The organism is Novosphingobium sp. BL-S-19, assembly GCF_055521675.1.
The window spans coordinates 671972-690529 of record NZ_CM145497.1 but is presented as its reverse complement, the minus strand read 5'-3'; the positions used below and the strand labels follow the sequence as shown (position 1 = coordinate 690529).

General features: G+C 60.6%; 18 protein-coding genes. 7 read left to right on the top strand and 11 right to left on the bottom strand.

Annotated elements, in window-relative coordinates:
- Positions 1-385 precede the first annotated feature (385 nt).
- The 3 genes from ACZ1JV_RS03075 to ACZ1JV_RS03065 are packed head-to-tail and all read left to right on the top strand — an operon-like array spanning position 386 to position 3377.
- Entirely contained in the window at positions 386-940 is a 555-nt protein-coding gene (locus ACZ1JV_RS03075) for an SLATT domain-containing protein (protein WP_465149519.1), read from the top strand.
- A gap of 5 nt (positions 941-945) precedes the next feature.
- Complete coding sequence (locus tag ACZ1JV_RS03070; protein WP_465149518.1) at positions 946-2481, top strand: nucleotide-binding domain-containing protein; 1536 nt, start codon at positions 946-948, stop codon at positions 2479-2481.
- 11 nt (positions 2482-2492) lie between these two features.
- Positions 2493-3377, top strand: a complete 885-nt coding sequence (locus tag ACZ1JV_RS03065; RefSeq protein ID WP_465149517.1) for an SMODS domain-containing nucleotidyltransferase — start codon at positions 2493-2495, stop codon at positions 3375-3377.
- A gap of 104 nt (positions 3378-3481) precedes the next feature.
- Here the strand turns inward: ACZ1JV_RS03065 and ACZ1JV_RS03060 are convergent, their stop codons facing one another.
- Positions 3482-3844: a hypothetical protein gene (locus tag ACZ1JV_RS03060; RefSeq protein WP_465149516.1), complete on the bottom strand. Its 363-nt coding sequence runs from the start codon at positions 3842-3844 to the stop codon at positions 3482-3484.
- Positions 3841-4191, bottom strand: coding sequence for a hypothetical protein (locus tag ACZ1JV_RS03055; protein WP_465149515.1), 351 nt, complete (start codon positions 4189-4191; stop codon positions 3841-3843). Before ACZ1JV_RS03055 ends, ACZ1JV_RS03060 begins: the two co-directional genes overlap by 4 nt.
- 555 nt (positions 4192-4746) lie before the next feature.
- Between ACZ1JV_RS03055 and ACZ1JV_RS03050 the strand changes: the two genes are divergently transcribed.
- Genes ACZ1JV_RS03050 through qatD form a run of 4 tightly spaced genes read left to right on the top strand, consistent with a single transcriptional unit; the run spans position 4747 to position 9360 of the window.
- A complete protein-coding gene (locus tag ACZ1JV_RS03050) occupies positions 4747-6510 on the top strand; it encodes a KAP family P-loop NTPase fold protein (RefSeq protein ID WP_465149514.1) in 1764 nt (587 codons plus the stop codon).
- Positions 6510-7340, top strand: a complete 831-nt coding sequence (locus tag ACZ1JV_RS03045) for a hypothetical protein (protein ID WP_132392835.1) — start codon at positions 6510-6512, stop codon at positions 7338-7340. The genes ACZ1JV_RS03050 and ACZ1JV_RS03045 overlap by 1 nt, the downstream gene beginning before the upstream one ends.
- The gene (gene qatC / locus ACZ1JV_RS03040) at positions 7334-8596 is read left to right on the top strand and encodes a Qat anti-phage system QueC-like protein QatC (RefSeq protein WP_465149513.1); all 1263 of its coding nucleotides are present in this window, start codon (positions 7334-7336) and stop codon (positions 8594-8596) included. The genes ACZ1JV_RS03045 and qatC overlap by 7 nt, the downstream gene beginning before the upstream one ends.
- On the top strand, positions 8587-9360 hold the full coding sequence (qatD, locus tag ACZ1JV_RS03035) for a Qat anti-phage system TatD family nuclease QatD (protein ID WP_207905100.1): 774 nt from the start codon (positions 8587-8589) through the stop codon (positions 9358-9360). Before qatC ends, qatD begins: the two co-directional genes overlap by 10 nt.
- 788 nt (positions 9361-10148) lie before the next feature.
- Here qatD and ACZ1JV_RS03030 read toward each other — a convergent pair.
- From ACZ1JV_RS03030 to ACZ1JV_RS02990, 9 genes are all read right to left on the bottom strand, one after another.
- A complete protein-coding gene (locus ACZ1JV_RS03030; RefSeq protein ID WP_465149512.1) occupies positions 10149-10358 on the bottom strand; it encodes a DUF2274 domain-containing protein in 210 nt (69 codons plus the stop codon).
- Positions 10355-11626, bottom strand: a complete 1272-nt coding sequence (locus tag ACZ1JV_RS03025) for a TraB/TrbI/VirB10 family type IV secretion system protein (protein WP_465149511.1) — start codon at positions 11624-11626, stop codon at positions 10355-10357. Before ACZ1JV_RS03025 ends, ACZ1JV_RS03030 begins: the two co-directional genes overlap by 4 nt.
- Positions 11623-12441 (bottom strand): P-type conjugative transfer protein TrbG, encoded by an 819-nt coding sequence (gene trbG / locus ACZ1JV_RS03020; protein ID WP_465138138.1) that lies wholly within the window; start codon positions 12439-12441, stop codon positions 11623-11625. The genes ACZ1JV_RS03025 and trbG overlap by 4 nt, the downstream gene beginning before the upstream one ends.
- Complete coding sequence (trbF, locus tag ACZ1JV_RS03015) at positions 12438-13241, bottom strand: conjugal transfer protein TrbF (protein WP_465149510.1); 804 nt, start codon at positions 13239-13241, stop codon at positions 12438-12440. Before trbF ends, trbG begins: the two co-directional genes overlap by 4 nt.
- 3 nt (positions 13242-13244) lie before the next feature.
- Positions 13245-14552: a P-type conjugative transfer protein TrbL gene (gene trbL, locus ACZ1JV_RS03010; RefSeq protein ID WP_465149509.1), complete on the bottom strand. Its 1308-nt coding sequence runs from the start codon at positions 14550-14552 to the stop codon at positions 13245-13247.
- Between the two features lie 196 nt (positions 14553-14748).
- Entirely contained in the window at positions 14749-15519 is a 771-nt protein-coding gene (gene trbJ, locus ACZ1JV_RS03005; protein ID WP_465149508.1) for a P-type conjugative transfer protein TrbJ, read from the bottom strand.
- A gap of 23 nt (positions 15520-15542) precedes the next feature.
- Positions 15543-17981 carry a conjugal transfer protein TrbE gene (gene trbE / locus ACZ1JV_RS03000; RefSeq protein ID WP_465149507.1) on the bottom strand — a complete coding sequence of 813 codons (2439 nt, stop codon included), beginning with the start codon at positions 17979-17981 and terminating at the stop codon, positions 15543-15545.
- Entirely contained in the window at positions 17975-18247 is a 273-nt protein-coding gene (locus tag ACZ1JV_RS02995) for a VirB3 family type IV secretion system protein (protein ID WP_465149506.1), read from the bottom strand. Before ACZ1JV_RS02995 ends, trbE begins: the two co-directional genes overlap by 7 nt.
- Entirely contained in the window at positions 18244-18525 is a 282-nt protein-coding gene (locus ACZ1JV_RS02990; protein WP_465149766.1) for a TrbC/VirB2 family type IV secretion system protein, read from the bottom strand. Before ACZ1JV_RS02990 ends, ACZ1JV_RS02995 begins: the two co-directional genes overlap by 4 nt.
- Positions 18526-18558: the final 33 nt, after the last annotated feature.

Sequence of the window (18558 nt, the reverse complement as noted above, 5' to 3'; positions counted from 1 at the left end):
CGCGGGAGCCATCCACAGATGACTGTCTGGATTCCGGATCGGCAATTCGGCCTTTGGGCGTCCGGAATGCAGCGCGTCGCTGCCGCCGCCTGCCCTGTATTCCCCATCCAAAATCGCCGACAGAGCCGCCGTTCAGTGCCCCATCAGGGCACCTTGGAAGCTGCCCTCCGTTCAGCGAGTTGCACGCAAGCTTGAACGGCAGTCATGTTAGACTTAGTGCTCCGACCGCTCTCGAGGAACCAGCGGAGACAAGCTGCCGTACAGAGGCACGGAAGGAGTTGCCGCCCAGGGCGGATGACAAATTTTGCCGTGATCAGAAAGTGAACAGATTTCGCGAGACGAACGGCATCCGGTTAGCTAGAAACCTCTGGATTGAGGGGGTTCCATGGTTGATTTCACCGTACTCGAGGATCAGGTTCGAGAATGTTTCGGTCGGTGCGTCTACACGCACAAAACTCATGAGAAAATGGCCGACCGATGCGCCGACACGCTTCGCTGGTACAAAATGGCGCAGATCGCCACCTCGGTCATCAGTGCAGCCGGAGCTTCGTTGGCGGTCTTTCTCCCCGGCTGCGCGCTGAAAGTCGTCGCTGCCCTCTCTGCGATCGCGAGCGCTTGGATATCGATCTACATGAAGAGCTTCGATCCGGGCGGAACGGCGCAGAAGCACCGAGACGCGGCGGCGAGCATCTGGCCAATCCGGGAATCCTATCTCTCTCTGCTCACCGATTTGCGTATGAAGCGGATCACCGACGACGAGGGCGCGAAGCGGCGCGACGACCTTCAGGCAGAGCTCGCGGCAATCTATAAGGGCGCGCCGCAGACGAACGGAAAGGCCTATTCCGCCGCACAGACGGCCCTCAAGAAGTATCAGGACTATACCTTCTCCGACGCGGAGATCGACGCATTCGTTCCCGCTGGGCTGAAGAAGGGTAGTTGACGCCCGTGGCCACACGCATCGCGGAAGCACTGATCGAGGATCTTGCTAAAAGCCTCGAAGTTCCGATCAGCCGTTACGAATCCACCGACCGTAGTTACAAGTCTCTGGCCCGCTGGCTGGAGCGCGAGCATTCGCGGTTCTGCGAAATCCACACCGACGTTTATGTGCAAGGCTCCTTCCGCCTGGGCACGGCGATCCGTCCCATAGGTGCCGACGAACATTATGATCTAGACGTGGTCTGTGAATTCGCCGTTTCGAAGGCGCACAAGACTCAGAAAGCTCTGCACGCCGACCTAGGTCATGAACTCGTCGATTACGCCAGGGAGCACGGCATGGATGCCCCCTCGCCATGGGACCGGGTCTGGACACTCAATTATGCGGATGAGGCACGCTTTCACATGGACGTTCTGCCATGCCTGCCGGACTCACAGACGCAGCGCCAGTTGCGGCTCGACCAAACCATCTCGATGGACTTCGTCGAGAAGGCCGTGGCGATCACCGACTCCAAGCACAGGAACTTCGATCGGATCTCGGATGACTGGCCGGCTAGCAACCCAAATGGCTACGCGGACTGGTTCTACGAACGCATGAAGGCTGTGTTCGAGACGCTACGCAAGGGGATCGCTCTTTCCGACATGAGGGCCGAGGTCGCCGAGATCCCGCATTTCATGGTCAAGACGCCGCTGCAGAGCGCCATCCAAATCCTCAAGCGGCATCGCGACGTGCGCTTCTCCGAGGAAAAGATAAAGCGTCCATCGTCAATCGTCATCACGACACTGGCTGCGCACGCTTATCAGCAGGAAGCGGACATCTCCGGAGCGCTACTGAGTATCCTGAGCCGGATGGAGGCATTCGTCGAAAATCGCAACGGCCTGTGGTGGATCGCCAACCCATCCGACCCGCGCGAGAACTTCGCAGATTCCTGGAATGACGTACCGGATCGAAAGGCGGCGTTCGACGACTGGCTGGAGACCGCTCGCACCGATTTCCGGCGGGCGGCCGAGGAGAATGACCCCCAGGCGATCGTCGAACTCCTCTCGCCACGCCTCGGCCGCGAACTCATGGATGCGGCTATAAACCGGTCCGGACGGCAGATGACAGATCGCGCGAGCACCATTTCACGCATGAGCCGCTCGCTTCGGCGTATATTGGACGCCCCTCATAAGCGTCCCGCCTCCTGGCCAATCGTCAAGACCGGACAGGTCGCCGTTCGCTCCGCCGTCTTCAGTCGCGACGGGTTCCGCGATGCTCACATCGCATCCGACGGCGAGGCATTACCTCGAGGTGGATCGATCCGGTTCGAAGCGGTGACCGATGTGCCCACCCCCTACAACGTCTTTTGGCAGATCGTGAACACCGGCTCCGCCGCGGCCGAGGCCAAAGACCTTAGGGGCAATTTCGAGGAGGCCACGATCTCTCGTGGCTGGCTCGTCCGCACGGAAACCACAAAATATCCCGGTGCTCACAGCATCGAATGCTTCGTCGTCAAGAACGGCTACTGCGTCGCCAGCAGCGGCCCGTTTGTAGTAAATATAGACTGATAGGAACCGACATGGGAATCGGCGACGCCTTCGCGACATTCAAGGACGGTTACAATATCAGCTTCGAGAAGATGACAAGCATCTCGTACCGGTACAGGCGGATCACGAAGCAGCTCAACTCAGATTTCTGGAGCACCACCTCGGATACCGCCCACAGCCTCTACGTGGGATCCTATGGGCGTGACACCGCAGCACATGGCCTCAGCGATTTGGACATCGGTTTCGTACTGCCGAACGCGGTGTACCACCAGTACAATGCCTATGTCGGCAACGGACAATCCGCGCTTCTCCAAGCGGTGAAGAAATCTATTCAGAAAACCTACCGGACAACCGATAGCTTCGGCGATGGACAGGTCGTTGTGATCCGCTTCGACGACGGCGTAACGTTTGAGGTATTGCCAGCCTTCGAGAACAAAAATGCGACCAGTTGGACGTACCCTAACGCCAATGGAGGCGGAAGCTGGAAGGTTTGCAACCCGCGCGCCGAGATAGGGGCAGTCGAGAAGCGCAGCGCGGAGACCAACCGGAACCTGAAATACCTCTGTCGCATGATGCGCGTATGGCGAGATAGACACTCTGTGGCCATGAGCGGAATGCTCATCGACACGCTCGCCTATCAGTTTATCGCAACGTGGCAGCATCGCGATAAATCCTTTCTCTATCACGACTTTATGGCGAGAGATTTCTTCGCGTATCTGGCTGGTCAGAACACCGCCCAACTGACTTGGCGTGCGCCTGGCAGTGGCTCCACCGTATTTCGTAAAGGGCCATTCGAGGCAAAGGCGAGGAAAGCGCACGGGCTGGCCTTGGAGGCCATCAACTACGATGACAAGAACATGACTTGGTCCCGCAATCAGAAATGGCGCGAGATTTTCGGCCCGCTGTTTCCAAACTGATAGTCAGAGCGTGTCTCGTGGCTCAGAAAGCAGATGCGAAGGACTACGCCCGTCGAACGAATCCCCGAGAATGTGTCTTCTCGGATGTGAAAGTTAGGATTTTGTCAGGTGGCGCGACGCTTGATATCCGCTAGAACTGCCTTAACGACGCTGTCATTTTTGAGCGCAATTGTCCCCGCAATCACACCAACAAGGAGGGCAATAACAATTGCAATTGTATAAGCTAGGTCTGACTTTCCGAAAGACGTAGTTCCCAAATTGCCAAGGCCGCCCACGACGGTTGGCAGCAAGCTAAAGAAGGCGCCGATGCCTATACCGCATATTGCCAGAGGTATCGGGTTCGAGGCATTTGTCAGGCGCTCCAACTCACCCGCATCAACTCGATAGATGTAAATTGTTGGAGCCTCACCCTGTATGATCTGAACATCCATATCACTAGGAGAGTGAGCGGTATTAGCGGCCATCATCCGTTTGCCCCCAAGGTGAAGTTAAAAGCTACGGACTTGCCGTGAAAGTTCAGATCCTGACCGATGCCGCGAACTAGCAGCGTTAGATTGAGGGTTTGTCCGTTCAGGGTTCCGACGTTATTGAGCCAGAACATTGTGCCGAGAGCCGAGGTGGTGTCGCCGCGGACAAGCAGGCTGAGCCCAGTCGGACCGCTCTGCTGCCACGATATTTTTGGTTCGCCTTCAGCTGGCGCAAAGGCGATCACAAATGACAAGTCCTGAACAGAAAGAGTGCACTCACGGTCACTCGGACCGAGCAAAAGCTCCCCACCTTTGACGAGAACCCTCGCAGCAACCCGGTCATTCATAAGCTCTCCTACGAAACTCACTGCCCCATAATCGGCAAGTGCGACGTCTGCTATCAAAAAGCCGCGCTGTGCTATGCATGACACCTACTGAGTGAAGATCGAAAGCGCGTCTCATTTGAAATGTCCGTAAAGTTGACGGCTCCGGAACGGCCCTTTCACATTAAAATATTGAAATGCTGCCATTCGCCGGCGGCAAGCTGGGCCGGAACCGCCAGCATCAGGCATTCAGTGAACAGAGCGGTATTCTTAAAACGAGGGCTCCGTCAAGGAGGCTCTCCAAGTTTCATGCTTCCGATAAATCCGGCGCTGTTGATAGTTAGCGTGAATACGGGACACATCACTTCGCAATTATCGCGTCAAGGAATCCGCCTGGAAATTCAGAAGCCGAATGGACAACAATGTCTTGAATTCAACGACGAACGCCTCCGCGATGGGCTTTTTTGTCCAACCTCCTGAGTGTGATCGTTATCACGCATTGCCGGGGCGCCCCCCCCCTATGAACAACCCGAAATTGAGACTTAGGGGGCGGAATGCTGTCGAATCTGAGAAGCAACAATGTGGAGTGACCGCGAAAGCAATGAGGATTTCCTGAATTTCACAGAGATTGCTGACCAGGTCGCGACGTTAACTTCACGTCGTGACATGCTTCCAGTATCAATAGGCGTATTTGGAACCTGGGGCACAGGCAAATCGACTGTCCTAAAGCTCGTTAAGGCAAGGCTCGAAATAGAAGACGCTCCGCCCCTGGTCATAGAGTTCGACGCGTGGCTTTATCAGGGCTTCGACGATGCCAAGGCTGCCTTGATGGAGGTCGTTGCTGATCGACTTCTCACGGCCGCAGCGCAAGACAAAGACTTGCTGGATAAAGTTAAGGCCTTTGCCGCTCGCGTGAACTACTTCCGTGCCATTGGCATGGTCGCCGATTTCGGGGTCGGCATGGCATTCGGCGTCCCGCCAGGCCTCCTGACCAAAGCCGGAAATGCCATATCGTCAATCGTGTCCGGTCATGCGAAGCCGGGCAACGCGGACGAGTTGAAGGAGATCGGAAAAGAGGCTGCGGAGGGCTGGTCCAAGCTCATCAAGCCGGAGAAGGCCAAGACGCCCCCGAAAGAAATCGAAGCATTCCGCAAAGAGTTCGCGGAAATTCTAGAAAAACTCGACCGGACGCTCGTCCTTTTTATCGACAATCTCGACCGATGCCTGCCGGATGTGGCCATCGGCACGCTAGAGGCAGTCCGCCTCTTCCTGTTCATGCCGCGGACCGCGTTCGTCGTCGCGGCTGACGAAGACATGATCCGGCATTCAGTCGCCAAGCACTTTCACGACCCAAACGGCCCCCATGTCCGAGACTATCTGGATAAGGTCATTCAGGTCCCGTTCCACGTGCCCCGTGTGGGTGTCGAAGATGTGCGCGCCTACATGTACTCGCTCTTCGTCCAGCAGATTGCGCCGGATGCGCTGTCGCGGGTCCAAGAGCGCCTGCTGACAGCGCTTCAACGCGGCTGGAAGGGCGAAACCTTCGCCGCCAACGAAATCGAGGAGATTGCAGGCAAGCCCGTTGGTCTCCTTGAAATGCTCGGAACTGCGGATCGCCTGGCAGGGATCCTTGCGACCGCGCCTCGCATCGAGGGTAATCCCCGCATCATCAAGCGCTTGCTAAACGCTGTAGTGATGCGCAGGGCACTCGCTCAGTCCCGAAAAATGAATGTTGATTTGGCTACGCTTGCCAAACTTGCAATCTTCGAGAGGGGCACGGATGCGGAGGCCACACAGGCGCTGTACTCCATGGTCATGGCCGGAGGTACGGACGCCGAACGTCTCATCGCCGCCAGCGAGGAATTCGACGAAGGGTTCCAACGCCCGCAGTCCCCCACCTCTTGGAAGGCGCACGAGGCATTCATAGAACAGTGGCGTTCCTTAGAACCACGCTTCAGGGATCCAGACCTTCTACATCCAGCGCTGTTCCTTAGTCGAGACGTAATGGCCCCTTCGCATCGCCGGAACAAAACAGACGCAGTTGCACAAGCGGTCAATGGCCTGCTTGGTGTCACTAGCCTCAACTCACCAACCGCTACAAGGATAATAGGCAGCCTCGGTAATGACGAGCGTGTCGCTGTCATGCAGGGCATTGTCTCACGCCTGAGAGAAGGCGACTGGACAACGAAGCTTGGCGGCGTTCACGGCGCCCTTCTTCTTGGTGACGCTTCCGCAGAGGCGCGCCGCGTGCTCCAGGCACTCGTAACCGACATCGCATCGACCGAAATCCACACCGGGCTACGTTATGCACTGCGGCAGAAAAAGTATCTCGGAGAGGGCTAATGGGTACTTCGCAATCGAAGCCGGGAACGCGCGGCGGCTCACCTCTCGTGCCCAGCTGGGCGGATCAAGATCCGGTCCCACCAAACCATGAACCTGATGGTCAGGACGACCAGGACGGACAGGACAACGAAGGCCCGCCTGAGTATCCGCGTGCGATTGGGCCGGTTCTGCCGCCTTCGCCGTTTGGGCCGATGAAACGCGCCATGCGCGACTATCTCAGCACCGGCGACCGCGCGAGCGGCCGGCAGGCCCTCGGCCGGTATGCGCGCGCTATCGGAAGCGGCCGCGGTGCGACTCGTCACGCCCGCGCGGCTCGAACCGGCGCCGGAGCAATCGCGGCGCTGGCGGCCGTAGCGAATGCCGGCGGCGAGTCGGTCGTTATCCACGGCTTTGACCTTGGCACACTTACCGGACGGCCCTTGGAAGAAGCGATAGGTGAGATAGTCGACCGGTTTTGCCCGCCAGGGATATTAGATGAGGACGTGATCCGGGCGGCAGTAGGAGATGCCCTCTTCGAGGCCCTCGGTGGCGACGAAACCTTTGAGATCGCGAAGATTACGGACCGCGTAGTTGTCGTGGCAACATCTTGCTTCGTCGCGGAGATCGTGTTTGCCGCAATGGCCATAGAGCAAGGGCAGGCGGCAAACAACGTGTCGCCGGATCTCGCGATACAACGGGAGAACGGGCTGCGTGATCTTGTGAGGGAAGTTTCTGATCAGATCGCTACTCCCATCATCCAACATGCTGGCGCTGCGCTGAATACAGAACGCCTGAGCGGGATTATTTCACAAATCACCGCCGCCGTGGAAGGGGAGATGGCACAATGGTAAACCTGACGGTGCACGCAACGCCGGACCCTGCAGTAGCCGCCGCGGCACATCTGGGACCGGACGCTATAGGCGTCACACTTTTCGGCATGGGAACGCCGGCGCTCCCCGGCTTGGGCGCGCAGCTCCCGCGCCTAATGGAGCGAGGGCTTCTTGGCCGGCCAAGCACTGCTGCTTGGGATTTCCTCGCGATTGCTCTCAGTGCATTCGCCGCCGATCGCTTCGTCGTTAGGGCGAGCTCAGCAAACAGCTGGACCCGCGTAATTGGTCTAAAGGTCGCTTTAGTGGACCCGGCGCCGTGGCACCCGCTCGCGCTACGCATATCCACCGTCCTGCGATTCCTAACTGGCGACATCTGGCATGTGTCGTTCACTGACGGCGGCTGCCCTGTTCCTAATGTGACGCCAAAGCAGCACGATCGGCATGTGGTGTCGCTTTTCTCGGGGGGATTGGACAGTTTTCTGGGTGCGCTATGGCTAAACACCGGCAGGCGTAAGCCCTTTCTTGTCAGCCAGGGATCGCCAAAAGAAATCCATCCTCAGGTTACACTTGCGCAGGAGCTAGGCCTTACCCATCATCGATTTGAGGGGCGAGTGTCCGAACGTTGGCGCCAGCCTTATGAAGGGTCCACGCGAGCCCGTTCTATCTTGTTCTTTGGCTACGGCGTTGTCGCTGCAACCGCTGCTAACTTGCGGGAGCTCTTGGTACCGGAAAACGCCCTCATCGCGATTAATCCACCGTTCACTCGGCGCCGAATGGGTTCACTTAGCACGCGCACAACACACCCACATTTGATTGCAGAGTTGAATAGCATTTGGGCTGATGCTGGCGTCGAAGTAACGCTCCAAAATCCATTCTTTCACTTGACTAAAGGCGAGATGCTAGCAAGTGCGAACCATACAAACCTCTCCCGACTGGCAAGTGCATCGTACTCATGCGGAAAGGGAAAGCGACTGAACGGCCAATGTGGTCGATGCGTGCCCTGCCTAATTCGCAGAGCCTCGTTCGTTTTTGCAGGTGTCCAAGATGATACCAACTATCTGAACGATCTCGCCCTCGCCTCGCGAAACGACGATGTGCTCGCGGCGAGGCAGGCGGTCGCCCAGTTCAACCGTGCCTCACGCGACGATCTCGCGCGTTGGATCCGAAAAGCGGGGCCGTTGCCGGCGGACAAGCAGACTCGGGATGCGACTATTGATGCCGTAGGTAGGGGGTTGGCGGAACTCGGAGAACTGTTCAAAACGATCAAATGGCTCTGATCGACTTCCACTGTCACCTTGATCTCTACCCCGACCCAGCCGCGACGGCGCAAAAGGCGGACGACGAAGGCGTTTACGTACTCTCTGTTACCACAACTCCCACAGCCTTCGTCGGGACTGCCGCGCTTGCGAGACCCGGTAGCAGAATCCGAACCGCTCTCGGTCTTCATCCTGAGCTCGCAGCTCTCCGCCGTCACGAACTGGTTCTCTTCAAAGAGCTTCTTCCAAAAGTGGACTACGTCGGCGAAGTCGGCCTGGATGGCTCTAAACCGCATAAGAGCACGCTAAATATTCAGGCGGAGGTGCTCCACGAGATACTTGACTTGTGCGCTGCATCAGGGGGACGCACCATATCTCTTCACAGCCGAGGCGCCTCCGAGATGTTGCTAGATATGCTCGAGTTTGAGCCGCGCGCCGGACGATTTGTGCTTCACTGGTTCTCTACAGGACAAATGACAATTGAGAGAGCATCGCGCCTTGGGTGTTGGTTTTCTGTAGGGTCGTCTATGCTCTTGAGCAAATCTGGACGCGAGGCAGTTTCCGCCATGCCGCGGGACCGCATCCTTCCGGAGACGGACGGCCCTTTTGCAATGCATAACGGAATAGTCCGCGAGCCTGGCGATCAAGGGCGAGTTTACCAGGCCGTGGCTGAGCTCTGGGGTTGCGGCTCTGCCGAGGTGGAGGCTACCATGACCCGAAACTTCCGGCGCCTTGTGGAGGCTAGCCAGCGGAACTCGCAGGAACGATTGCCATCAAATACATAACCCAAAGCTTAACGGCTCCGGAGCCAAGACGGCCGGACGCCGAGGACGTTTGCCACCCCAATTGAGATCAACGGAAGTGACGGAATAATAGTATCTAAAAAAGCGCCAGCCGATGCCTCACGAATATCTTAATTGCATGGTAAATCTTAATACTTAGCACTCTGCGACACCTCGGATTAAAGTCGCTTCCGGCCACCGAGGCGATTTTGGCGAATGCCATCTTCGGGCGATCTCCACGTGATAGGCGCAGCCCGAGATTTCAGACCTTACAGTCAACGGCGACTGCCGATCACGCGAAATGATGGCCGACGCGACACCCTGCTCCAAAGCGAGCGCGCTAAAGCCTGAACGAACGTCCGCTCCTGCCAGCTGCCGTCCCGGAAGCGGAATAACCGGATCGTCCAACGCAGCCGCCTCGACATCCTGCTCCCAAAGCAAGCGCGCTAAAGCCTGAACGATCGTCCGCTCCAGCCAACTGCCCCCCCCGGAAGCGCCTAGCAGTCGCCTAAATCGTAACAACTCCATACGGAGTTGCTTAGATTGTCACCATAGTGCTCGCGTTTCGATCCAGGCGAGAACATCTGACCGCTTGAAACGTGGAGACCGGCGATACTTGCTTGGAGTGCTTGCCAATTCATATTCTGTAGGAAATCCGGTCGGCCGCCGTGCACGCAACCGGTCAATTTGCCGCCGAGACAATCGAGCGATGTCAGCAAATTCTCGAACGGTGACCAGCTCGGGATGGGGCGTTGCCACGATCTTCGATTGAGTTCGCCGATCAATCATGATCATTTCTTTCGCTTTGAGAAGTTGCGATCGCTCTGGAGGTATGCATCCAGCATCGCTGGAATGAGTTCTGACGTTACAACCTTTTGCTTGTAGCTTTCCTCATAGGCCGCAGCATATTCATTGAGCCTCACGAGAAGGTCCGGAACCAGGTAGATCGTCAGTTTAACCGGCGTCGTGTCCGGCAGTTTCGGCAGCTTGACGGTGTTCATTGCGGTCCCTCTCCATTCCCAGGCGCCAGCACCAAATCCTGCCGCACCACAAGTCGCACCGGCGCGCCCGGCCGGATATCGATGGTCGGCGGGACATCGAGATTGCGCTGGGTGATCTGATCCCCCGCGCGAGAAACGCTGGTCTGTGCTGACTCCCGGATCGCCTGAACCAGATCGCTCTCGCCGGTTATCGAAAGTTCCGTGCCAATGCCAAGAAGCGTAGCGATCGCGACGCCCTTGAGCAGTCGTCCCGTATGGTAGTTCACCCGGTCCGACAGGCCCGAGTAGCCCGATGGATCAGCCGCCGGCATGTTATCGAGCCGAACTGACTTGCCATCGGGCATTACCAGGCGCTGCCAGATGACAAGTGCCCGGCTCTGCCCATAGGCCACGACACTGTCGTACTTGCCGATCAGCCTTGCACCCTGCGGAATGAGCAAGGTCTGACCGCTCGCGCTGTCGAAGACGTTCTGCGTGACTTGCGCAACAACCATGCCTGGCACATCAGAATTCACGCCCGTGATGAGACTGGCCGCGATAACACTGCCCGCCATCAGCATGTAGGGCGAAGCTGGAACCGCCAGACTGTGCGGGTTCACATCGCCACGCTCGTCGAGCTTCTCCGCGAATTGGGTTTTGCGGTCCGCCGCCGAACCCGATGCATCGCCATTCGCTGCCAGCCCCGGACCGATCGACGTCTCCGGCGCAGTTGCAGCGGCCAAACCTTGTGTGCCGGTGGCTGTGCGCGCGCCCTGAATGAGCAGCGATGATTGCCTCGCTGCCTTGAGCTCTGCAGCCTGTCGTTGCTGAGCTTCGTCGACGCGTGAAGCGGCAATCGGCGCCATACCAGCGCCCGCCAATTGGCGTTGCTGTGCCTTCAGGATCGGCCGCCCCAAATCGCCCGGAAGCGGCGGACCAAGCTTCGGCACATCCCCATAGCTTTTGGGGAGCCCGGCCAGCGTGTCGTCCGGAGGCTTCCGATCCGGCTGTGACATCATGTTGTCCGCCACGGCTTGCCCCATGATCCTGGGCTTCAACGCAATCCACGCCACCCCGACAATTGCGATCGCAGCCAGAACGCTCCCGCCGATGATCACTTCCTTGCGGAAGCGGGTAACACGCGGCGTGCGGGCGCGTACTGCCAGCGTCTCGGGATCGACTTTCGGCGCCGACGTCGGAACTTCACCCGGCTCGGCTTGCACCTCCTGCGAGATCGCTACGGAACGCGGAACCTGTACGGCATCGCCTGCTTCCATTTCCTCGCTCATCGCCTCGCCCTCCCTTCGCCGCCTCGAGTGATGCGCACTATCTGTTGCTTCTTCGTTCCAAGCCGAAGCTCGGCGACGTTGAAGATGCGATCCACCACATAAAAGCGTCCCTTCATGCGGTAGTTGACCAGTTCGGCCGTACCGTCGGCGGCAATCAGGAACAGCGGCGGAGCTTCGTCGACACCGATTGACGACGGAAACTCAATGAAGGTCTGCCGACCATCATCGAAAGCCCTGATTGGCCCCCAGGTCGGCGCATCGCCGGTGATCACGTAGCCGAAGTAGAGCTGCTCAACGCCAAGCCCCGCGGCAACCGGCTTCGCCGCCTCGGATGCGGCTTGCGCAGCCTTCACGGCAACCAGTTCATCGAGCGGGTAATTCCACGAGAGCGCGGACATGCCCGCGCTCGGGCGGCTAGTCAGCAGCAAATGGTAGGTGCGCCGATCGGTGGTGATGACGATGTTGGTCGCGAGGCCCGTGCTGAACGGTTTCACCAGGACATGCGTGCGCTTGTCCTCGCCGCTTCCGCTGGAGGTATCGCCGATCACCCAGCGCGCAGTGTCGCCGGCGGCGACCGCGATCAGCCCCTCGCCCGCCTGCAACGCGATGTCGGTGATCATACCGGGCTGCGTATAGGCATGGTACACGGTGCCGTCGGACCAGAGGTAGACTTGGCGGGCATTGACCCAGGCAGTTGGCGACGGTTCGGCGCTGAAGCGGCTCATGGCACTCGTCGGCGCTTTCGCCCGCGCCGGCAAGTCCGCCGGATGGACGCCCACGGCAAAGGCAGCCGCAGCCAGTAGCGAAGTCTTCATGGCAGTACCTCCTTGACTTGTTCCGGATTGGGATTGGGATCGGCAAGAACGGATGGGGCGGCAGCAGCCTCCTCTCGGACAGAGCTTGCCGGTGTCGCTGCGGCGCCAGGACCAGGCACATCGAGCTCCCGGCTCCAGTCGATGGCATCGACATAGATACCGAGCGGGTTCTTCCGCAGGGTCTCGCTGTCGCGCGGTGCCTGCTGGACGATGGTCAGGATCGCGGTCCAGTGGCTGGTGCCGGCCGCGCTGCCGCGCTCGAACGCGTTCTCGATCCATTTGACCTGGAAGCTCTTGTCCGAGGCCCGAACCACGCTGGTGACCTGGACCGAGACTGTCCGCTCGCCGAGCCCCGTTAGCGCGCCTGAGCCCCTCGCGTATTCGCTGAGGAACCGACTGCCGCGCTGGGTCGAGAAGTCATAGGCTTCAAGCCAGCCATCGCGCATGATCACCGGATCGAGCGAGAGCCCGCGCACATGTCCGATGAACTTGGACAAGGCCCAGGCTATCTGCGGATCGGTCGGCTGATAACCAGCCTCGGCTTTACTGACAGCGTGGGGCTCACCAAGCCTATCCACCGCGACGACATAAGGCACCACCCTGCTCTGGAGCGACTGCCAGATGAGGCCTGCCGCCATCCCACAGGAAAGGCCGAAGCAACCGAAGGCCATGATCCGCCAGTTCCGGGCCTGGACACGGGCGGAGCCAATCCGTTCGTCCCAAAGCTGCGCGGCCCGCCGGAAGGGCGTTTCGGGAAGCGGGGTCCGCCCATAGAGCTGGACGCTGCGTTTGAAGCGCATGGGTCAGTCATTCCTTTCGCTGATGTCGGGAGTGGTGGCGCCGCCGCCGCGATCGCCCTGCTGGACAGTGTGGATGGCGACATCGCGGCGATGACGGGCGGCCTGCTCGGCGCGCAGGGCTTTGGCCCAAGCGGGTGCCCCTTCCCCGCCTTCGGCGCCTGTGGTCGTAGTTGAGGCAGGCGAAGAACCAGTCGAACTATCGGATTGGGCCGACGGTGCTGCGCTGCTGGAGGTAGGTGGGGAGTCGGACGGCCCAGGAGCCGAAGGGCCGGCGCGACCGCCGGCCGCGCCAGAGGCTGCTGAATGGGTTGTCGCTGACGCAGTATGAGCTTCGCCACCATGGCCGGCCGAACTCGCGGCGGCCGCACTGCTGCCCATCGAAGTCCCTGCGCGAATGCCGCCCAGCGCAGTTCCGGCAAGACGTGCGCCAGCGACCGCCCCGCCTCCCGCCAGCATGGCAATGCCGCCGGCGCCGAGCACCGTACCAGCCGCCGCACCTGCTCCGAGCTGCGGCGCACCCGATGCCAGGCCGCTGGCAACCGATGGTGCAAAGATGCCGAGGCCGAAGAGCGCCAGGCTTGCCAGCACCAGGCTCATGGCCTGACCGATGTCGGGTTCCTGCCCTTGCAGCGCCTGCGTAAACTGGTCGAAAAAGTTCGAGCCGATGCCAACGATGACCGCGAGCACCATGACCTTGATGCCCGAACTCACGACATGTCCCAGCACGCGTTCGGCGAGGAAGCTTGTCCGATTCCACAGGGCGAACGGCACCAGGATGAAGCCGGCAAGTCCCACCAATTTGAACTCGATGATGCAGACGAACATCTGCACCGCGAGAATGAAGAAGGCGAGGATCACCAGCAGCCAGGCGATCAGCAGCACAGCTATCGTCAGGAAGTTCTGGAAGAAGCTGGTCACGCCCAAAAGCTTCGCCGCTTGCTCCAGCAGCGGCCATGCTGCCGTGAACCCGGTACCGGCCAGACGCCCAGGCCGCAGCAAATCATCAGTCGTCAGTGATCCGCCGCCAGCGGTGATCCCGGCTTGCGCGAAGGAGCGGAAGATGATGTCGGCCAGCGTAGAGAAGCTGTTGATGATGAACGCGAACGCTCCGACGTAGAGGACCTTGCGGATGAAGCGGGCGAGCACGTTATCCTCGCCGGCAAGCGTCCAGAACAGCCCGGCCAGCGTCACATCGATCGCGATCAGCGTTGCGGTCAGGAACCGCACATCGCCGCCGAGCAAGCCGAAGCCGCTGTCGATGTAGCGGATGAAGGCGGTCATGAACTGATCGATGATGTTGAGGTCAGTCATCGTCGGGCATCCTGTCTGGTGGCGCTTGCCAAGGGAGGAGGACCAACCACGAGGCCGGCAGGCGCGCGGGAGCGCACTCAGCTCTGCACTGAGGTCGAGGGTGTCGCGGGGCACGGCCGGGGATGGAGCGCGTGCCCCGCGACGCGGCGACGGGAGAGGCAGTCCGGCGCCGCTGTCGGAATGGGAAAGCGGCGGCCTAGTTCGGCGTGTAGGCCGAGCCGGTACCCAGGAACTTCCTGGTCGTCGCGTCAGCTTCGCTCTCGGACTGGGCGCGGTTGGCGTCGCTCACGGCCTGCGCACGAAACTGGGTGGCCAGCATCTGCTGGACCTGGAACTGCTGCTTGGCGGTCAGCGCGAGAAGCTGGTTGGTTACCTGCAGCGCCTGCAAAGTGCCCTCGGCCCCTTGGCTGCGCTGCACGAGCGCATTCATGGTCGTGGCGTCGGCATCGACGTTCTCGGCGATCTGCGCCTGCATCGTCACGCTCTGGCGATAGGCGGCGACCTGCGTATCGAGCCGCGAACGCGCGGCGGTCACCTGATCGTCGAGCTTTAGCGACTGACTGAACGCATCGGGATAGAGCTTGCTGAACTGCTGGTCGACGCTCGCGACCTTGAACTGAATGTTTTGGGCCTGTCCCATCAGCGTATCGATTTTCTGGAGCGTCTGGGTCAGCGCCTGAAGCTCGGGAAAGCTCACGGTCGAGAGGTTCTTCGCCTGATTGGCCAGGCTCTGCGCCTCGTTCTGCAGCGATTTGATCTGGTTGTTGACCTGCTGCAGAGCGCGCGCTGCCGTCAGCACGTTTTGCGCATAGTTGGTCGGATCATAGACGACCAGCGCATGAGCCGGCGGACTGGCGATCATTGCTTCGAAAAGGACGCCACTGGCGGCGACCAGCGCGAGCGCGCTGATGCCAGCACCGAGCTTGGGGGCCGACTTTGGAGCGTGGGGGCGAGACGAGAGCTTCATCAACTTTCTCCTTGGGTCTGAGGTTAGAAGTGCTCGGCGCGAGGACCGGGGTAGGTGCCGATGAGATCGGCCGCCCAGGCAGCGTGCGTTCCGGCGAGAAAGCGCGCGAAGAACTCGCCTTGGCCATTTTCGGCGAGCACGGCATCAATCCGCGCCTGAGTCATGGGATCAGAGCTGCCGCACAGCGCCAACGCCACATCGCTGAGGCCGAGCTCGAACAGCCGGTTTCCGCGGGCCGATTGCAGGTAGTAGTGGCGCTTGGGCGTCGAACGCGCGATGAGCTCGATCTGCCGCTCACTGAGCCCGAAGCGCTCGTAGATCTCACGGCTCTGCGGCTCGACCGCCCGGTCGTTGGGTAGCAGAATGCGCTGCGGGCAGCTTTCGATCAGCGCGGGCGCGATCGGCGAGCCGGCAATGTCGGCGAGGCTCTGCGTCGCAAACAGCACCGAGACATTGCGCTTTCGCAGAACCTTCAGCCATTCGCGGATGCGCGCAGCGAAGAGCGGATGGTCGAGGAAGATCCAGGCCTCGTCGAGCACCAGCAAGGTCGGACGACCATCGAAGCGCTCCTCGAGCCGATGGAACAGATAGGTCAGCACCGGACCGACAACGGAGCCGTGTCCCATCAGCGCCTCGGTCTCGAAACACTGAAGGTCGGCGAGGTGCAGCGTGCTCTCCGACGCATCGAGCAGGCCGCCATAGGGCCCGTCGATCGTGTAAGGGCCCAGCGCGGTGCGCAGCGCCTTCGATTGCAGCAAGAGAGTAAGACCTGTGATCGTCCGTTCGGCCGGCGGCGCGCTCGCAAGGCTTCCAAGCGCCAGCCAGACCTGATCCTTCACCTCCGGAGTGACGGTCACGTTTTCCTGCGCCAGGATCGCGCCAATCCATTCCGCTGCCCAGGCGCGCTGCGCGGGATCGTCGATGTCGCGCAGGGGCTGGAAGGCCAGCGAACCGGTCTCGCCGCCAAGCCCGAGCGCATGGTGCGCGCCGCCGCAGGCCAGCACCGCAGCCCGCGCAGACAGCCCCTTGTCGAAGACATAGACCTGCGCGCTCGGATAGCGGCGGAACTGCAGGATCATCAACGCCAACAGCACCGACTTGCCCGCGCCGGTCGGGCCGGCGACGAACATGTGGCCCACGTCGCCGACATGCGTCGACAGCCGAAACGGCGTGGAGCCCGAAGTCTTGGCATGGAGGAGCACCGAGCCCCCCAGATGATCATTGCGCGCCGGACCCGCCCAGACAGCCGAGAGCGGCATCAGGTGAGCCAGGTTCAGGGTGTGGAACAGCGGCTGGCGGACATTTGCGTAGACGTGTCCCGGTATTGACGAGAGCCAGGCTTCGACCGCGTTGACGCGCTCGCGGATCGTGGTGAAGCCGAGCCCGCCCAGCACGCGTTCGACCTGCCGCATCTTGGCATCAACCGCGCTGCGGTCGGTGTCGCTGACGGTGATCGTGGTGGTGAGGTACCCGAATGCGACATGATCGCCGCCGAGCGCCTGAAGCGCGAGATCGGCATCGGCGACCTTGTTGTCGGCATCGCTGTCGAGGAGCTGCGTCGGCGTATTGTACATCACCTCGCGCAGCATAGCTGTCAGCGACTTGCGCTTGTTGAACCATTGCCGGCGCAGGCTGGTCAGGACCTTGGTCGCCTCTGATTTGTCGAGCGCAATGAAGCGCGTGACCCAGCGGTACGCGAAGTCCTGGTGGTTGAGCGCATCGAGAATGCCGGGGCGGCTCACGTTCGGAAAGCCGAGGACCGAGATCGTGCGAATGTGCCGGTCGCCCAGCATCGGTTCGAGACCGCCTACCAGCGGCGTGTCGACGAGCAGGCCATCGAGATACATCGGGGTTTCAGGAACACGCACCGGATGGCCACGATCCGAAATCGTCGTGTGCAGATAGGTCAGCAATTCCTGGCTAGCCAGCGCACGGATCTCAGGCATGAATCCGTCGAAGAGATCGAGGGCCCGATCGGTCTCTGCGATGAAGCCATCGAGCGAGGCACGCCAGTCGCGGCCCTTCTCGTCGTCGGCGCGTTCGATCAGTTGGCGGCCGGCGGCATCTTCGCTGTCGGCAGGTGGGAGCCAGGTGAGCGTGAGATAATAGGCGCTCTCGTAATGCTTGCGCTCCGCAACGAATGCAGCGCGGCGCTCGCGGTCGACAAGCCAGCTCGCTGCATCCGGGAACGCGTCGTCTGGATAGCGGGCGGCATCGCGCCGTTCGGCTTCGAAGAACAGGGCCCAGCCTGACCCGAAACGGCGCAGAACATTGTTAGCCCGCGCCGCGATCGAGACCAGCTCAGCCTCGGTTGCCGATTCCAGATCGGGCCCGCGGAATTCGAGGACGCGCAGGAAGCTGCCGTCCTTGTTGAGCACCACGCCCGGCGCGACCAGCGCGGCCCAGGGTAGATGGTCGGCAAGGCGCCCTGCCTTGCTGCGATATTCGGCGAGATTCAGCACGCGAGAAATCCTTTCTGGCGCAAGTGGCGCAGCAGCACGGGCGCGAAATCGGGATCGCGCCGGGCAGCAAGCACGGCGAGGCTGTGTCCCGCTGCCCAGATGAAGAGGCCGGCCAGCCACTGTTGGAGTCCCAGGCCGACCGCCATGGCGAGCGTGCCGTTGAGGATCGCGATCCCGCGCGGCGCACCGCCGAGGAGGATCGGAGCGCCAAGGCTCACATGGATCGGGACCTCGAAGCCCTCGATGTGCTGGCCGGCCGCATTCATGCGATCAGCGCTCCGCCGCCGAAGCTGAAGAACGAGAGGAAGAAGCTCGATGCGGCAAAGGCGATCGAGAGACCGAAGACGATCTGGATCAGCCGGCGAAAGCCGCCCGAAGTCTCGCCAAAGGCCAAGGTCAGGCCGGTGACGATGATGATGATGACCGCTACGATCTTGGCGACCGGGCCCTGTACGGATTCGAGGATCTGTTCGAGCGGTTCCTCCCAGGGCATGCCGGAACCAGCAGCCCAGGTCTGCGCAGTAACGGTGAGCGACGCTGCCATCGCAGCGGCCGCGAGCACGGCGGCCCGTGGATC

Bases quoted from the DNA above. Each gene is read 5' to 3' on its own strand.
- ACZ1JV_RS03030 (WP_465149512.1), bottom strand. From the start codon at position 10,358: ATGAACACCGTCAAGCTGCCGAAACTGCCGGACACGACGCCGGTTAAA.
- ACZ1JV_RS03045 (WP_132392835.1), top strand. From the start codon at position 6,510: ATGGGTACTTCGCAATCGAAGCCGGGAACGCGCGGCGGCTCACCTCTC.
- qatC (WP_465149513.1), top strand. From the start codon at position 7,334: ATGGTAAACCTGACGGTGCACGCAACGCCGGACCCTGCAGTAGCCGCC.
- ACZ1JV_RS03050 (WP_465149514.1), top strand. From the start codon at position 4,747: ATGTGGAGTGACCGCGAAAGCAATGAGGATTTCCTGAATTTCACAGAG.
- trbL (WP_465149509.1), bottom strand. From the start codon at position 14,552: ATGACTGACCTCAACATCATCGATCAGTTCATGACCGCCTTCATCCGC.
- trbJ (WP_465149508.1), bottom strand. From the start codon at position 15,519: ATGAAGCTCTCGTCTCGCCCCCACGCTCCAAAGTCGGCCCCCAAGCTC.
- trbF (WP_465149510.1), bottom strand. From the start codon at position 13,241: ATGCGCTTCAAACGCAGCGTCCAGCTCTATGGGCGGACCCCGCTTCCC.
- ACZ1JV_RS03025 (WP_465149511.1), bottom strand. From the start codon at position 11,626: ATGAGCGAGGAAATGGAAGCAGGCGATGCCGTACAGGTTCCGCGTTCC.
- ACZ1JV_RS02990 (WP_465149766.1), bottom strand. From the start codon at position 18,525: ATGGCAGCGTCGCTCACCGTTACTGCGCAGACCTGGGCTGCTGGTTCC.
- ACZ1JV_RS03060 (WP_465149516.1), bottom strand. From the start codon at position 3,844: ATGATGGCCGCTAATACCGCTCACTCTCCTAGTGATATGGATGTTCAG.
- trbG (WP_465138138.1), bottom strand. From the start codon at position 12,441: ATGAAGACTTCGCTACTGGCTGCGGCTGCCTTTGCCGTGGGCGTCCAT.
- ACZ1JV_RS03055 (WP_465149515.1), bottom strand. From the start codon at position 4,191: ATGAATGACCGGGTTGCTGCGAGGGTTCTCGTCAAAGGTGGGGAGCTT.
- ACZ1JV_RS03065 (WP_465149517.1), top strand. From the start codon at position 2,493: ATGGGAATCGGCGACGCCTTCGCGACATTCAAGGACGGTTACAATATC.
- qatD (WP_207905100.1), top strand. From the start codon at position 8,587: ATGGCTCTGATCGACTTCCACTGTCACCTTGATCTCTACCCCGACCCA.
- ACZ1JV_RS02995 (WP_465149506.1), bottom strand. From the start codon at position 18,247: ATGAATGCGGCCGGCCAGCACATCGAGGGCTTCGAGGTCCCGATCCAT.
- ACZ1JV_RS03075 (WP_465149519.1), top strand. From the start codon at position 386: ATGGTTGATTTCACCGTACTCGAGGATCAGGTTCGAGAATGTTTCGGT.